This window comes from Mesorhizobium sp. IMUNJ 23033 (assembly GCF_044778005.1).
Lineage (GTDB): Bacteria > Pseudomonadota > Alphaproteobacteria > Rhizobiales > Rhizobiaceae > Mesorhizobium > Mesorhizobium amorphae_A.
In genome coordinates this window covers 54,516-68,816 of record NZ_JBJACT010000034.1, presented here as the reverse complement: position 1 = coordinate 68,816, position 14,301 = coordinate 54,516, and the positions used below count along the sequence as shown (strand labels likewise).

Here is a 14,301-nt window from a genome sequence, read left to right as displayed (position 1 = left end):
CTTCCAAATGTTCGCGGGCCTTGTCGGCGTCGTGGTAAATCTCGGCGGTCAGATCGAACATTGCGGTAACTCCTTGGGTTTGTTATCGCAAATTGCGTCTGGTACGTCAAGTATATAATTAGGAATAAATTCCCCATGACTCTGCTTGACTCTTTTAGCGCCCTCTGGAATCTATAGGAACATAACAGGAACAATGCTGCTGAAAGTTGACCGTCATGGCGATGACCGCCGTGGCGCGGGAGACCGTTTTTTCCCTGCGCCGCCAGATCGCAAAGATCGAGGGAACGCTGCCCGAACGCCTGGCGGCGCCGGCCGGCGCGCAGCCTGGCGCATGCGCTGACACCGATGTCAGCGCCGGTATCGCGCCCGAACGCACGCCCGCACTCACAATTCTCCGACGCGGCGTTGCCGCAGCTTTGCCGGATGCGTTCCTGCGTACCCGTGTCGAGCGTCTCGATACAGCGCTCAGCGGCGGCCTGCCGAAGGCGGCACTGAGCGAAATTCATGGGCTGGAAACCCGCGACGCCGGGGCTGTCGCCGGCTTTGCCCTGTCGCTCACCAGCCTGATCCTCTGGCAAGAGCCGCATTTGCCGGTTCTTTGGATCGGCACATCGGAGATTTTTCGCGAGGCCGGCTTTCCCTATGCCAGGGGGCTGCATGGCCTGTTCGGCATCGAACCGGAACAGCTTCTGTTCTCCGAGGCGCCAAAACTCGTCGATGCGCTGTGGATCGCCGAGGAGGCCGCCCGGATGACGGCGCTGGCCGCCGTCATCCTCGAAATCCGCGGCAGCCCGCAGCGGCTCGATCTCACCGCGACAAGGCGTCTGCACGCGCGGGCGCAAAACGCCGGCCGGCCGGTCTTCCTGCTGCGCCAGGCCGGCGAGGCAGAACCCACCGCCGCACCCGTGCGCCTCATCGTGTCGGCCGCACCCTCGGCCAGCCGCGACACCATCGCCGGTCCGCTTGCCGGCTCGATCGGCCGCCCCGCCTTCGCCGTCAGCATCGGCAAGAGCCGCACCGCTCTGCCCGGACAATTCACACTGGAGTGGAACCCCGATGAACACGCTTTTGAGGAAAGAGAACGGGCAACGAATCCTGTCGCTGTGGTTCCCGCATCTGGCCGCCGAACGCATCCTGCGCCAGCGTCTGGGGCGGTCCTGGCGTTCCCGGCCGTCGGATCATTTGCCGCTGGTGATCAGCCATCGCGACCGCAACGCCCAGCGCATATCAGCCCTCGACGAGCGGGCTGAGGCGCTGCGCCTGAAGCGCGGCATGGGCATCGCCGATGCGCGCGCCATGCATCCCTCGATCGACATCGTCGAAGCCGATCCGGAGGCCGACCGCCGCCTGCTCGAAGGCCTCGCCGACTGGTGCGACCGCTACACGCCGCTGGTGGCGATCGACGGCGCCGACGGCCTGTTTCTCGACGTCACCGGCTGCACCCATCTGTTCGGCGGCGAACGCACGATGCTGGACGAGATTCTCACGCGCTTTTTCCATCAGGGTTTTGACGTCCGCGCCGGGCTGGCCGCGACGCCCGGTGCCGCCTGGGCGGCGGCGCGCTTTTGCGGCGACCGCATCGTTGCTGGCGGCGAGGAGGAAGAGCTTCTCGCACCCCTGCCGCTGGCAGCACTTCGCATCGAACCCGAGATCCGCGCCAGCCTGGAAAGCGTCGGCCTGCGCACGGCGGGCGCGGTGATGGCGGCCCCGCGCGCGCCGCTTGCCCGCCGCTTCGGCGCCACGCTGCTGTTGCGCCTCGACCAGGCGCTTGGCCGCCTCGACGAGGCGGTGTCGCCGCGCCTGCCGGTGGCGCCGCTGTCGGTCGAACGCCACCTCTCCGAACCCGTCATGCTGACCGCCGATATAGAACGGCTGGTGGGCCTCTTGGCGCGGGCGCTGAAGAGCGATCTCGAACGCCGTGGCGAGGGCGCCAGGATGCTGGCGCTGCTGCTGTTCCGCGTCGACGGCGCCGTCAGCCGCATTGCTGTCGGCACCTCGCGTCCCCTGCGCGAGCCCGTGCTGATCCAAAAACTGTTCCACGAAAGGCTTGCCGCGCTGGAGCAGGACATCGATGCCGGTTACGGCTTCGACCTGGTGCGCCTCTCGGTGCTGTCGGCCGCCGCCTTCGACATGCAGCAGGCCGACCTTGCCGGCGAGGCGCAGGATAGCGACGCCGACATCGCGCTGTTCGCCGACCGCATCCGCGCCCGCCTTGGCGAAGCCGCGGTGCTGAGGCCGGTCGTCGTCGAGAGCCATCTGCCGGAGCGCGCCGTCACCACCGTCCCCTTTTCGGAAGCGCCGCAAAGGCGCGCACCGCCGAGACAGCGTAACACCCCGCCGGCGACCGTCTTCCCGCCGGAGCGGCCGATCCGGCTGTTCCGTTCGCCCGAGCCGATCGAGGTGCCGGCCACCGAAATGCCGGAGGGACCGCCGATGAATTTTCGCTGGCGGCGCGCGCTCTATCGCGTCGCGCGCGCCGAAGGGCCGGAGCGCATCGCGCCGGAATGGTGGCGCCGGCAGCCCGGCGAGGAAGAGGCGCCGACCCGCGATTATTTCCGCATCGAGGACAGCGACGGCCGCCGCTACTGGCTCTACCGCCAGGGCCTCTACGGCGCTTCCGAGGTGCCGCCGCGCTGGTTCATGCACGGGGTTTTCGCATGAATGCGCTGGCCGCCATCCCCTATGCCGAGTTCGGCATCCAGTCGAATTTCTCCTTCCTGCGCGGCGCCTCGAAGCCGGAGGAACTGGTGGTGGCGGCAAAGTACCTCGGCTTCTCCGCGATCGGGCTGGCCGACCGCAACACGGTAGCCGGCGTCGTGCGTGCCTGGCAGCAGGCCAAGGTCGAAGGCCTTGCCTATCATCCCGGCTGTCGCCTGGTCTTTGGCGACGGCACGCCGGACATCCTCGCCTATCCGCAGGACCGCAAGGGCTGGGGGCATCTGTGCCGCATGCTGACGCAGGCCAATCTGCGCGACGAAAACGAGAAGGGCGCGACGCTGCTCAGCCTAAGCGATCTTCTCGAATGGGGCGACCTCATGTCGCTGGCGATCCTGCCCGACCTGCAGGCCGGTGCCGAAGACGGCCTTGCCTTGATTAGCCGGCTCAAGGATAGGTTCGGCAAGGCATTTCGGTTGGCCGTTGCGCCGGATTATCGTGGCAATGACCGCTTCCGCATCGAGCAGGCTGCGGCGATGGCTGACATGACCGGCGTGCCACTGATGGCGACCAACGATGTTCTCTACCATAGCGCCGAACGCCGCTCGCTGCAGGACGTGCTGACGGCGATCCGCCTCAATACACCCGTCGCCGAAGTCGGGCTGGAATTGACGGCCAATGCCGAGCGCCATCTGAAGCCGCCGCTGGAGATGGCCCGGCTCTTTCGCAGGCATCCGCAGGCGCTGGCGGAAACGCTGCGCTTTGCCGGGGAGCTGAGCTTCTCGCTGAGTGACCTCCAATACAACTATCCCGACGAGCCGACGGAATCGGGTCTTGGGCCGCAGGCCGAGCTCGAACGATTGGCCAGGGAGGGGGCCGCCACGCGCTACCCGGCGGGCGTCCCTGCTTCCGTGACGCAGCGCATCGAGGAAGAGCTCGCCCTGATCGAGCGGCTGAATTACGCGCGCTACTTCTTGACCGTCCACGACATCGTCAAATTCGCCCGCAACCAGCATATCCTCTGCCAGGGTCGCGGCTCCGCCGCCAATTCCATCGTCTGCTTCTGCATCGGCATCACCGAAGTCGGGCCGGACCGCATCGACACGCTGTTCGAACGTTTCATCTCCGAAGAAAGAAACGAGCCGCCCGACATCGACGTCGATTTCGAGCATGAAAGGCGTGACGAAGTCATCGCCTATATCTACGAGAAATACAGCGCCAAGCGCACCGCTTTGGCCGCCGCCGTCATCAGCTATCGCGGCCGCTCGGCGCTGCGCGAGGTCGCCAAGGCCATGGGCCTGTCCGAGGATGTCCGCAGTGCCCTGTCCAGCTCGATCTGGGGCTGGTCGACCTCGGAGCTCGGCGAGAAGGAGGCGAGCGCCGGCGGCATCGACCGCAGCGATCCGTTGGCCAGGCAGGTGATCGAGCATGCCAACGAGATCATGGGCTTTCCCCGCCATCTCTCCCAGCATGTCGGCGGCTTCGTTATCACCAGGGACCGGCTCGATGAGATCGTGCCCATCGTCAAGACGGCGATGGAGGAGCGCAAGATGGTCGAATGGGACAAGGACGACCTTGATGCGGTGAAGATCCTCAAGGTCGACGTGCTGGCGCTCGGCATGCTGACCTGCCTGAAGCGCGCCTTCACCCTGCTCACTGATCACTATCCGGACGCGCGGGACCGGTATGGCCAACCCTATGTGCTGGCCACTCTCCCGCCCGAGCACAAGGACGTCTACGACATGATCTGCCGCGCCGACACGCTCGGCGTCTTCCAGATCGAATCGCGCGCCCAGATGTCGATGCTGCCGCGCCTTCGGCCGAAGAGTTTTTATGACCTCGTCATCGAAGTGGCGATCGTGCGGCCCGGCCCGATCCAGGGCGACATGGTTCATCCCTATCTGCGTCGCCGGCAGGGCAAGGAAAAGCCCGAGTATCCGAAGCCGGAACTGGAGAAGATCCTCGGCAAGACGCTGGGCGTGCCGCTGTTCCAGGAGCAGGCGATGAAGATCGCCATCGTCGCCGGCGGCTTCCGGCCGGGCGAAGCCGACGAATTGCGCCGCGCCATGGCCACCTTCAAGCGCACTGGCACGATCGGTAATTATCGCCAGCGCATGATCGACGGCATGGCCGGCAGGGGCTACCAGAAGGATTTCGCCGAGCGCTGTTTCAAGCAGATCGAGGGCTTTGGCGAATATGGCTTTCCCGAAAGCCATGCCGCATCCTTCGCGCTGCTGGTCTACGCCTCCTGCTGGTTCAAGACCTTCTATCCCGACGTGTTCTGCGCCGCGATCCTGAATTCCCAGCCAATGGGTTTTTACCAGCCGGCCCAGCTCGTCCGCGACGCAAGCGACCATGGCGTCGAGGTTCGCGACGTCGATATCAACTGGTCCGGCTGGGACTGCGCCTTGGAGGAAGCGGCCTTCGATCCCGCCCGCATCCTCGCGCGCCATGTCGAGATGCGCGGCGTCATCCGCACCCACCATGCCGTGCGGCTCGGCTTCCGCCAGATCAAGGGCCTGTCGGAGGATCGCATGAAGCAGTTCGTCGACCGGCGCGGCTCCGGCTACGAAACCGTCAGGGATGTCTGGCTGCGCTCCGGCCTCGATGTCGACGAGATCGAGAAACTGGCACAGGCCGACGCTTTCCGCTCGATCGGCCTCGACCGCCGCGCGGCACTGTGGGCAGTGCGGGCGCTCGACGGCAAGAGTGCGGCCGAAAAACTGCCGCTGTTCGACCAGAAGGATATCCGCCTGCGCGACCTCGAGCCCGAGACGAGGCTGCCGACAATGCCGCTCGGCGAGCATGTCATCCATGATTACCGCTCGCTCGGCCTGTCGCTTAAGGCGCATCCGGTGGCCTTCCTGCGCCAGCGGCTGGACCGCGCCGGCGTCACGCCGAATGCGCGCCTCCCGTCCGTCCGGGATGGCAGGCGGGTGTCCGTCGCCGGCCTCGTCCTGGTGCGTCAGCGCCCCGGCAAGGGCAACGCCATTTTCCTGACGCTGGAGGACGAGCATTCGGTCGCCAACATCATCTTCTGGGAAAGGACCTTCACCCGCTTCCGGCCCATCGTCATGGGCGCACGCTTCATCCGCGTCACCGGCAAGCTGCAGTCGGAATCAGGTGTCATCCATATCGTCGCGGAGAAGGTCGAGGATCTGACGCCCTGGCTGTCGGCGTTGCTGGAGGAGGCTGCTGGCCAACCAGGCTCCGATCCGAAGAGTGACCCGGCGAGACCGGTGCATCCGGATCGCTCCAGCCCGCCCGCTACGCGCAACATGCCGGCCGGACAGGACATCGCAACCTTGTCGGGCAAGGCGGAAAGCGTCATGCCCAAGGGGCGGAATTTTCAGTAGAGCGTGGCGGCGCGCCTTATCCCGTCGTCATCCTGGGCCTCCGCGACGTCGCTTCGCGACTGCTGCGCCCTAGGATGACGAATGTTGAGCGCCTCAGCGACTACCAGTCGCTGAGCTTGGTGTCGGGCCCGTATTCCTGGCCATCGACGTCCTTCACCACCGCCTGGCCGCAACGCATGGTCTTGGTCTTCTTGTCGTAGGCATAGGTCGGCGAGCCGAACAGGTGCCAGCCCTTGTTCAACGCCGCCGTCACCTTGTGGCAGAAGGTGTTGTCGTCCGGAGCGGACAGAAAGCGGTAGAGTTTCATGTTTCAGTTCCTGTCGTGAGTACCTATGGCCCGCGCTCTACGCGGGCATCATGCGCCGATGGCCGCCGCCTTCGCCAGCAGTTCTTCGGCCTGCGCCAGATGCAGCCGCTCGACCATTTTGCCGTTCAGCGCGATCACCCCCTTGCCGGCATTTTCGGCAAGCGCGAAGGCCTCTTTTACCGCGCGGGCCGCGGCCACGGCTTCGGGTGACGGCGCAAAGGCACGGTTGGCGGCTTCGATCTGGGCCGGGTGGATGAGCGACTTGCCGTCGAACCCCATGGCGGCGGCTTCCGCGCATTCGCGCGCCAGGGCATCCAAATCGCGAAAATCATTGGTGACGCCGTCGAGAATATCGAGACCACCGGCGCGCGCGGCCAGCACCATCTGCATCAGCCAGGGCATGAGATAGCGCCGGTCCGGCGTGGCCAGGATGCCGGTTTCCTTGATCAGATCATTCGTTCCGGCAACGAAACAAGCGAGCCGCGAGGCCGGGTCACGGCCCAGTTCGGCTATCGCGCCGATGTTGAGCAAGGCCTTCGGCGTCTCGATCATCGCCCAGATCTTGACCGTATCCGGGGCGAAATTGTCGTCAAGCACGTCGCCGGCCTCGAGGATGTCGCGCGGCCTGACGACCTTGGGCAAGAGGATGCCGTCGGCCTCGACCTTCGCCGCCGCCAGCACATCGTCGAGGCCCCATTCGCTGGACAGCGCATTGACCCGCACGATCATCTCGCAGCGCCGGTTCGGGCGACTGGCAAGGATGCCCGCCAGCTTTTCCCGTGCCGCAAGCTTGTCGGCGGGCGCCACGGCGTCTTCGAGGTCGATGATGATGGCGTCGCAGGCAAGCGAAGCGATCTTGGCCAGCGCCTTGTCGTTCGAGCCGGGGATGTAAAGCACCGAGCGGCGCGGGCGGTAGGTTTCATTCATCCTCGATCTATGCCGTCTGCGGAAGGCTGAGGCAAGCACTCAGGGCAATGGCTGACGAGCTGGGAGACGGGACCAATCGTCGAAGTCGGCGCCGCCCCTCATCGCCCTGCCGGGCACTTCTCCCCGTCTAGACGGGGAGAAGGGGGCTTGCCCAGGCGCCGGCCCGATTTCTGCGACGCCGGTGATTGGCGAAACCGCGGATGACAGCGTCCCTCTCCCCGTCACTATACGGGGAGAGGATGCCGGCAGGCAGGTGAGGGGCAGCGCAAACATTCCGGGAAGAGCGAGGGGCAGCATCAAACCGAAGCAATTGCCTGACCCTGCACGAAAACTGCACGCAATTGCGGAAAACCTCCTCCAATCCGCCGCGTCTCTTCCCTGCCGGCCTGCGAGACAGGCGGCATGCAAGAGCGAACAAAACTCCGTTGGTCCCTGCCTTACCGGCTGCGCAGCGAAGGCTGGTGGCTCGTCGATCCGCCAAAGGTTCGCCCGACGGCGTGCCTGCTGCCCTTCGTCCCGAGATCGCCGCCGCGCTATGCCGGCCGCGCGACACAAGCGAGGACCATCCGCTCATGACGGCATTCTTCGCTCCAAGTTACTGCAGCCGCTTCGGCATCGCCGTGCTGCTGGTCGCGCTGGCGGATTTCCTGTTCTACGGCCAGCCCACAGGCATCAATTTCTTGCTGTTCGCCATCCTGATCGCCGGTGCGATCGTGGCCGTGCATCCTTCGGCCTTCAGCGACGCCAGGCTCTGGCTCAAGCCCGCCGCCCTGCTCGTCGCGCTGCTGCCGCTGGTCGAGAACGTCAGCCCCTTGTCCGTCTCGATCGCTCTTGTGGCCCTGGCGGTGTTCGCGCTTTCGCTTGCCGGACGGCTGCGTTCCAGCCTTGCCCGCATCGCCAGCCAGCTCTCGGTCTTCCTGCTCGCCGCGCCGTTCCGGCTCATTCGCGACTTCTTCCGCTGGCGCAAGGCGGCGCGGCGACTTGGCCGGCGCCGCATCCGGCTGGCGGCCATCGCCGTCTGGGTGATGCCGCTGGCGCTCGGCGCGGTGTTCCTGGCCCTGTTCGGCGCAGCCAACCCAGTCATCGAATACTGGTTCACGCTGATCGACCTGTTCGCGCTGCTCGATCTTATCCAGCTGGCACGGCTGGTCTTCTGGCTGCTGGTGCTTGCCGGTGTCTGGGCCTTTCTGCGCCCCCGCCTGCCGCGCATTCTTCGTCGCCTGCCGCGTTTGGCGCTGACCGTGCCTCCCGTTGCGACGCCGCCGACAAAGGCCGTCACCACGATCGAGGACATCGTCTTCGGCAAGGCCGCGATCCTGCGCGCGCTGATCGTGTTCAACATCCTGTTTGCGATGCAGACCGCGCTCGACGCCACCTATCTCTGGGGCGGCGTCGCCCTCCCCGACGGGCTGACCTACGCCGCCTATGCGCATCGCGGCGCCTATCCCTTGATCGTGACCGCGCTGCTTGCCGCGGGCTTCGTGCTGGCGGCGCTGCGGCCGGGCAGCGAAACGTCCGGGGATCCGCTGATCCGTGGTCTGGTCTATGCCTGGGTGGCGCAGAACATCGTGCTGGTCATTTCTTCGATCCTGCGGCTCGACCTCTATGTCGGCATCTACGCGCTGACCTATCTGCGCATCGCCGCCTTTGTCTGGATGGGGCTGGTGGCTGCGGGCCTGGCGCTGATCATCGCCCGTATCGCACTCGGAAAATCCAGCGAGTGGCTGCTGTCCGCCAATCTTCTGACGTTATCGGCGACGCTTTATGCCTGCTCGTACATCAACTTCGCCGCGCTGATTGCCAACTACAATGTCGACCATTCCTACGAAATGAACGGCCCCGGCACCAGCCTCGATCTCTGGTATGTGCGCTCGCTTGGCCCCAGCGCCCTGCCGGCCCTCGATCGCTTTTTCGACCATCAACAGAAGGTGTTCCTCGCCGACCGCCGCGACGGCGTCGACGCGATGACCGAGGCCCACTATCGCACCATACAGAGAAACTGGCGCGCCTGGAGCTTTCGCGACTGGCGGCTTCTGCGCTATCTCGACAGGAACGGCGTTCTCGCAAATCCCGCCGTTTCTGAACCCTACGTGCCGAGCCGCTGATCGATGCCGCATAACATCCTCGTCGCCGACGACGATCCGCACATCCGCGAGATCATCTGCTTCGCGCTGGAAAAGGCGGGGATGAAGACGGTTTCGGTATCCGACGGCGCCGCCGCCCTGCAGGCGATCGAACGGCGCGCACCCGATCTCGTCGTGCTCGACATCGGCATGCCGGAGATGGACGGGCTGGAGGTCTGCCGGCGGCTCAGGCAACATTCCGACGTGCCGGTGCTGTTCCTGTCGGCGCGGGATGAAGAGATCGACCGCATCCTCGGGCTGGAGATGGGCGGCGACGATTATGTCACCAAGCCGTTCAGCCCGCGTGAGCTGGTGGCGCGGGTCAACGTCATCCTGCGCCGCGCCCGTTCCGCGCCGGCCGAGAGCGACGAGCGGCAATTCTCGCATGGCAGGCTGGTGCTGGTGCCGGCCAGCCATAGCGCCAGCTTCGACGGCAAGGCATTGGCGCTGACGGGTATCGAGTTCGCGATCCTCAGAGGGTTTCTTGCCCGGCCCTCGCATGTGCTTGCCCGCGAGGCGGTGATGGCCAGCGCCTATGCCGCCAACATCCATGTCGCCGGCCGCACCGTCGACAGTCATATCCGCAACATCCGCGCCAAGCTGGCGGCGGCCGGCTGCGCCGACGCAATCGAGACCGTGCATGGCGTCGGCTTCCGGCTCGGCCGGTGCGGCGCGTGACCTCCGACAAATGGCGGCCGCGCCTAGCCACGGTCGTCATTGCCATTTTGGTCGTGGTGATGGCGCTGCCGCTGGTCGGCCTGTTCTTCTTCCGGCTCTATGAGAACCAGCTGATCCGCCAGACCGAGGCGGAGCTCATCGCGCAAGGCGCCGTGCTTGCCGCCATCTATGCGCAGGACGTGCGCGAGGCCGGCATTCCTTTTGAGAAACTCGGAGTGCCGATGCCGCCGTCGGGAAACGACGCTGAGAGCCGGAGCGACGAAGCCGATACATCATACCGACCAATTGAGCCGACCCTCGACCTCGCTTCGGACACTGTTCTTCCAACCCGGCCCGCTGCCATCGCCGCCAATGCTGATCCGGCCTTCGCGGCAATCGGCGCGCGCCTGTCAGGCATCCTTACGCAAACGCAGAAAACGACGCTGGCCGGCTTCCGGCTGCTCGACCCCGGGGGTGTGGTCATTGCCGGGCGCGAAGAGGTCGGGCTGTCGCTTGGCGGGGTCGGGGAGGTGCGTGAGGCGCTCGCCGGCCGCTACGCCAGCGCGCTCAGGCTGCGGATCCCCGAGGAGCCGGCGCCACCGCTCTATTCGGTCAGCCGCGGCACCAAGGTGCGCGTCTTCGTCGCCATGCCGGTCGCCGTCGACGGCAAGGTCGCGGGCGTGGTCTATCTGTCGCGAACGCCGAACAACATCGTCAAGCATCTCTATGGCGAGCGCGGCAAGGTGACGTTGGCGGCCATCGCCATTCTCGGCGGCACGCTGCTGATCGGGCTGGTCTTCCTGCGCACCGTCAGCCGGCCGATCTACGGGCTGATCGAGCGGACAAAGCGCATTGCCGCCGGCGACCGCACCGCGATGCGGCCGCTCGACCACCACGGTACGCGCGAAATGGCCGCGCTTTCCACGGCCTTCCTAGACATGGCCGAGAAGCTGCAGGCGCGCTCCGACAGCATCCAGACCTTTGCCACCCATGTCTCGCATGAGCTGAAATCGCCGCTGACGGCGATCCAGGGCGCAGCGGAGCTTTTGCGCGATTCCGGTTCGGCGATGGACGAGGCCGAGCGGCGGCGGTTTTCCAACAACATCGTCACCGATGCCGGGCGGCTCAATCTGCTGGTGCGCCGCCTGCTCGACCTGGCGCGCGCCGAAAACCTTGCACCCAGCGGCGATACCACCTCGATTGGTGCAGCCCTTGCGCTGCTGCCGGCCGAAAACAGGCTGGTGGTTCGCGTCGAAGCGGGCGGCGACATCGGCCTCAGCATCTCCGGCGAAAACGCGGCCATCGTGCTTGCCAATCTCATCGACAATTCGGCGCGGCACGGCGCCACGGCGGTTTCGCTCTCGGCGACCAGCACGGACGGCAAGGCGACGATCCGTGTCAGCGATGACGGCGCCGGCATTTCGCCGAGCAACCGGACCAAAATCTTCGAGCCGTTCTTCACCACGCGCCGCGAGTCTGGCGGCACCGGCATGGGGCTTGGCATCGTGCTGGCCCTCCTGAAAGCGCATGATGGCACGATCCGGCTGGTTGACTCCGGGCGCGGCACGCGCTTCGAGATCATTTTGCCGGTTGCGTGAAGGTTGCGGGCGGCGGATCGGAGAAAAAAGTGCGCTACGACATCGTCATCATCGGCGGAGCCATCGTCGGTTCCTCGGTTGCCTACTATCTGCGCGAGGAAGGGTTTTCCGGCTCGATCGCGCTGGTCGAGCGCGACCCGCAATTCGCCCATGCGGCGACGACGCTGTCCATGGCCTCGATCCGCCAGCAATTTTCCATCCCGGAAAACATCCGCCTGTCGCAATTCACGCTGAAACTATTCCGGCGGCTGAAGGAGACTTTCGGCACTGATGCCGACATCGGTTTCCGCGAGGGTGGCTATCTCATTCTGGCCGGCGAAAACGGCCTGCCGACCCTCAAAGCAAACTATGATGCTCAGATCGCCGAGGGCGCCGACATCCTGCTCGAGGATGCAGACCAGCTTACGCGCCGCTTCCCCTGGCTGTCGGCCGAAGGCATCACCGCCGGCGCCTATGGCCGCACCGGCGAGGGCTGGTTCGACGCGCATGCATTGCTGATGCTGTTCCGCAAGGCACTGCGCGACAAGAAGATCGATTTCATCACCGCCAATGTCACCGGCATCGCGCGGCAGGGCAACCGCGTGACGGGCGTCAGCCTCGACAATGGCGAGACGCTGGACGCCGGCATCGTCGTCAACGCCGCCGGTCCGAATGCCGGCAAGGTCGCTGCTTTTGCCGGGCTGGTGCTGCCGGTCGAGCCACGCAAGCGCAATGTGTTCGTGTTCGAGGCGCGCGAGAAATATGCCGACATGCCGCTGCTGGTCGACCCGAGCGGCATCTATGTGCGACCCGAAGGCTCGGTCTATCTCACCGGCGGCGCCGAGCCGGAGGAAGGCGATGATGCTCCTGATCCCAAGGATTTCGAGGTCAACTGGCCCTTGTTCGAAGAGGTGATCTGGCCGGTGCTGGCGACGCGTATCCCGGCCTTCGAGGCAATCAAGCCAACGCGCGCCTGGGCCGGGCACTACGATTACAACACGCTCGACCAGAACGCGGTGATCGGCCCGCATCCGGAAGTCGGCAATTTTCTCTTCGCCAACGGATTTTCGGGCCACGGCCTGCAGCAGGCGCCGGCTGTCGGCAAGGCACTGGCCGAGCTGATCGTGCATGGCCGGTACAGGACGGTGGATTGCTTGGCGTTTGGCTATGGAAGGGTGGCGGAGGGGCGGGCGTTTCGGGAATTGAATGTGATTTGAGGCTTCTTCCTTCTCCCCTTGTGGGAGAAGGTGGATCGGCGCGCAGCGCCGAGACGGTTGAGGAACGTTGGACGGATCGCCGTCATTGCCAAGCTGGAGCACCCCTCATCCGACCTCGCTTCGCGAGGCCACCGCCCTTGGGCGAGCCACGGGTCTCACCCCGTCCTTCGGACCCCACAAGGGGAGAAGGGAAGACGCTGCTCTAAGCCGCCGCCCGGACGAAGCCGCCATGGCAGATGGTGAGCCGCGTGCCGCAGGAGGGGCGATTGCGTCCGCTGAAAGCGTCAGCCCTTGCGGCCGAACCAGAAGGCGTCGGCCATGCGCTTCATGCCAATGCGCTCATAGAAGCCGACGGCGTCGGGCATCGAGATCAGGCTGATGGCGACGGATGGTCCGAGCTGCCGGCGCGCCTCGTCCATAAGGCCCTTGCCGATGCCCAACCCCTGCGCCGATTGGGAGACGGCGAGTTCGGAAATGTAGCAGACCCAGGCAAAGTCTGTCATGGCGCGGGCAACGCCAAGCAACGGCTTGCCCTCGACATCGAGACGCGCCGTCAGCACTAGGTTTGCGCTCGAAAGCATTTTCTTCAACCGGGCTTCGTCATCGACGGGGCGCGTTTCGCCGAGGCCGGATTCGACCAGCACACGGCGGAACTCGGCAATGTCGAGCGTCGGCTCGCTGACGTAGAGGACCTTTGAAGCTGTTTTCATGCCGCCAAAGGTGCACCACGGGCGGCCGGTTTTGAAGCCTTGCGTGCCGATCTTGTGATCGACGGCCAAGAGCGGGCGCAAACAGCTGCCTTTTATTTGCCCGCGGCTTTGTGTAAACCGGGCGCCAGCAAATCCCCCGCAACGAAAAGAAGACGGGCAGACCCATGGAAAAATTCACCAAGCTCACCGGCGTTGCCGCTCCGATGCCGATCGTCAATGTCGACACCGACATGATCATCCCCAAGGATTATCTCAAGACGATTAAGCGCACCGGGCTCGGCAGCGGCCTGTTCGCCGAGATGCGCTACAAGGACGACGGCTCGGAAAACCCGGACTTCGTGCTCAACAAGCCGGCCTATCGCAAGGCGCAGATCCTGGTCGCCGGCGACAATTTCGGCTGCGGATCGAGCCGCGAGCACGCGCCGTGGGCGCTGCTCGATTTCGGCATCCGCTGCGTCATCTCGACCTCGTTCGCCGACATTTTCTACAACAACTGCTTCAAGAACGGCATTTTGCCGATCACCGTCAGCCCGGAAGATTTGGAGAAGCTGATGGACGACGCCTCGCGCGGCTCCAATGCGACGCTGTCGGTCGACCTCGAGGCCAAGGAGATCCGCGGCCCGGATGGCGGCGTGGTCACCTTCGACCTCGACGACTTCAAGCGCCACTGCCTGCTCAACGGGCTCGACGACATCGGCCTGACCATGGAGAAGGCCGGCGCCATCGACTCGTTCGAAAAGAAGAACGCCGAGCAGCGCCCCTGGGCCTGAAC

The 14,301-nt window shown here is 65.3% G+C and carries 11 protein-coding genes; 8 read left to right on the top strand and 3 right to left on the bottom strand.

The features are described 5' to 3' along the window. Positions 1 to 215 precede the first annotated feature (215 nt). Genes ACFX5Q_RS29085 through ACFX5Q_RS29075 form a run of 3 tightly spaced genes read left to right on the top strand, consistent with a single transcriptional unit; the run spans position 216 to position 6,011 of the window. Entirely contained in the window at positions 216 to 1,250 is a 1,035-nt protein-coding gene (locus ACFX5Q_RS29085) for an ImuA family protein (protein ID WP_404283434.1), read from the top strand. Continuing rightward, positions 1,192 to 2,661 (top strand): DUF6504 family protein, encoded by a 1,470-nt coding sequence (locus ACFX5Q_RS29080; protein ID WP_404283442.1) that lies wholly within the window; start codon positions 1,192 to 1,194, stop codon positions 2,659 to 2,661. The genes ACFX5Q_RS29085 and ACFX5Q_RS29080 overlap by 59 nt, the downstream gene beginning before the upstream one ends. Continuing rightward, a complete protein-coding gene (locus ACFX5Q_RS29075) occupies positions 2,658 to 6,011 on the top strand; it encodes an error-prone DNA polymerase (protein WP_404283432.1) in 3,354 nt (1,117 codons plus the stop codon). The genes ACFX5Q_RS29080 and ACFX5Q_RS29075 overlap by 4 nt, the downstream gene beginning before the upstream one ends. A 100-nt stretch (positions 6,012 to 6,111) precedes the next feature. Here the strand turns inward: ACFX5Q_RS29075 and ACFX5Q_RS29070 are convergent, their stop codons facing one another. Both ACFX5Q_RS29070 and ACFX5Q_RS29065 read right to left on the bottom strand, forming a co-directional pair. Further along, the gene (locus tag ACFX5Q_RS29070) at positions 6,112 to 6,318 is read right to left on the bottom strand and encodes a DUF1737 domain-containing protein (protein ID WP_006202732.1); all 207 of its coding nucleotides are present in this window, start codon (positions 6,316 to 6,318) and stop codon (positions 6,112 to 6,114) included. Between the two features lie 48 nt (positions 6,319 to 6,366). After that, positions 6,367 to 7,245 (bottom strand): HpcH/HpaI aldolase/citrate lyase family protein, encoded by an 879-nt coding sequence (locus ACFX5Q_RS29065; RefSeq protein WP_404283430.1) that lies wholly within the window; start codon positions 7,243 to 7,245, stop codon positions 6,367 to 6,369. A 572-nt stretch (positions 7,246 to 7,817) separates the two neighbouring features. On the opposite strand from ACFX5Q_RS29065, the gene ACFX5Q_RS29060 reads away from it, so the two are divergent. Genes ACFX5Q_RS29060 through ACFX5Q_RS29045 form a run of 4 tightly spaced genes read left to right on the top strand, consistent with a single transcriptional unit; the run spans position 7,818 to position 12,819 of the window. Continuing rightward, positions 7,818 to 9,350 (top strand): DUF4173 domain-containing protein, encoded by a 1,533-nt coding sequence (locus tag ACFX5Q_RS29060; RefSeq protein WP_404283441.1) that lies wholly within the window; start codon positions 7,818 to 7,820, stop codon positions 9,348 to 9,350. Between the two features lie 3 nt (positions 9,351 to 9,353). Further along, positions 9,354 to 10,046: a response regulator gene (locus tag ACFX5Q_RS29055; RefSeq protein ID WP_404283429.1), complete on the top strand. Its 693-nt coding sequence runs from the start codon at positions 9,354 to 9,356 to the stop codon at positions 10,044 to 10,046. Positions 10,047 to 10,105: 59 nt separating this feature from the next. Continuing rightward, complete coding sequence (locus ACFX5Q_RS29050; RefSeq protein ID WP_404283439.1) at positions 10,106 to 11,623, top strand: ATP-binding protein; 1,518 nt, start codon at positions 10,106 to 10,108, stop codon at positions 11,621 to 11,623. Positions 11,624 to 11,652: 29 nt separating this feature from the next. After that, entirely contained in the window at positions 11,653 to 12,819 is a 1,167-nt protein-coding gene (locus ACFX5Q_RS29045) for an NAD(P)/FAD-dependent oxidoreductase (RefSeq protein WP_404283428.1), read from the top strand. 284 nt (positions 12,820 to 13,103) lie between these two features. On the opposite strand, the gene ACFX5Q_RS29040 is transcribed toward ACFX5Q_RS29045, so the two are convergent. Further along, positions 13,104 to 13,529, bottom strand: a complete 426-nt coding sequence (locus ACFX5Q_RS29040; protein ID WP_404283427.1) for a GNAT family N-acetyltransferase — start codon at positions 13,527 to 13,529, stop codon at positions 13,104 to 13,106. A 164-nt stretch (positions 13,530 to 13,693) separates the two neighbouring features. Here ACFX5Q_RS29040 and leuD point away from each other — a divergent pair, with 164 nt between their 5' ends. Continuing rightward, positions 13,694 to 14,299, top strand: a complete 606-nt coding sequence (gene leuD / locus ACFX5Q_RS29035; RefSeq protein WP_404283425.1) for a 3-isopropylmalate dehydratase small subunit — start codon at positions 13,694 to 13,696, stop codon at positions 14,297 to 14,299. Positions 14,300 to 14,301: the final 2 nt, after the last annotated feature.

Coding starts and splice junctions, on each gene's coding strand:
- ACFX5Q_RS29050 (WP_404283439.1), top strand. CDS start 10,106: ATGGCGCTGCCGCTGGTCGGCCTGTTCTTCTTCCGGCTCTATGAGAAC.
- ACFX5Q_RS29065 (WP_404283430.1), bottom strand. CDS start 7,245: ATGAATGAAACCTACCGCCCGCGCCGCTCGGTGCTTTACATCCCCGGC.
- ACFX5Q_RS29060 (WP_404283441.1), top strand. CDS start 7,818: ATGACGGCATTCTTCGCTCCAAGTTACTGCAGCCGCTTCGGCATCGCC.
- leuD (WP_404283425.1), top strand. CDS start 13,694: ATGGAAAAATTCACCAAGCTCACCGGCGTTGCCGCTCCGATGCCGATC.
- ACFX5Q_RS29040 (WP_404283427.1), bottom strand. CDS start 13,529: ATGAAAACAGCTTCAAAGGTCCTCTACGTCAGCGAGCCGACGCTCGAC.
- ACFX5Q_RS29070 (WP_006202732.1), bottom strand. CDS start 6,318: ATGAAACTCTACCGCTTTCTGTCCGCTCCGGACGACAACACCTTCTGC.
- ACFX5Q_RS29055 (WP_404283429.1), top strand. CDS start 9,354: ATGCCGCATAACATCCTCGTCGCCGACGACGATCCGCACATCCGCGAG.
- ACFX5Q_RS29085 (WP_404283434.1), top strand. CDS start 216: ATGGCGATGACCGCCGTGGCGCGGGAGACCGTTTTTTCCCTGCGCCGC.
- ACFX5Q_RS29075 (WP_404283432.1), top strand. CDS start 2,658: ATGAATGCGCTGGCCGCCATCCCCTATGCCGAGTTCGGCATCCAGTCG.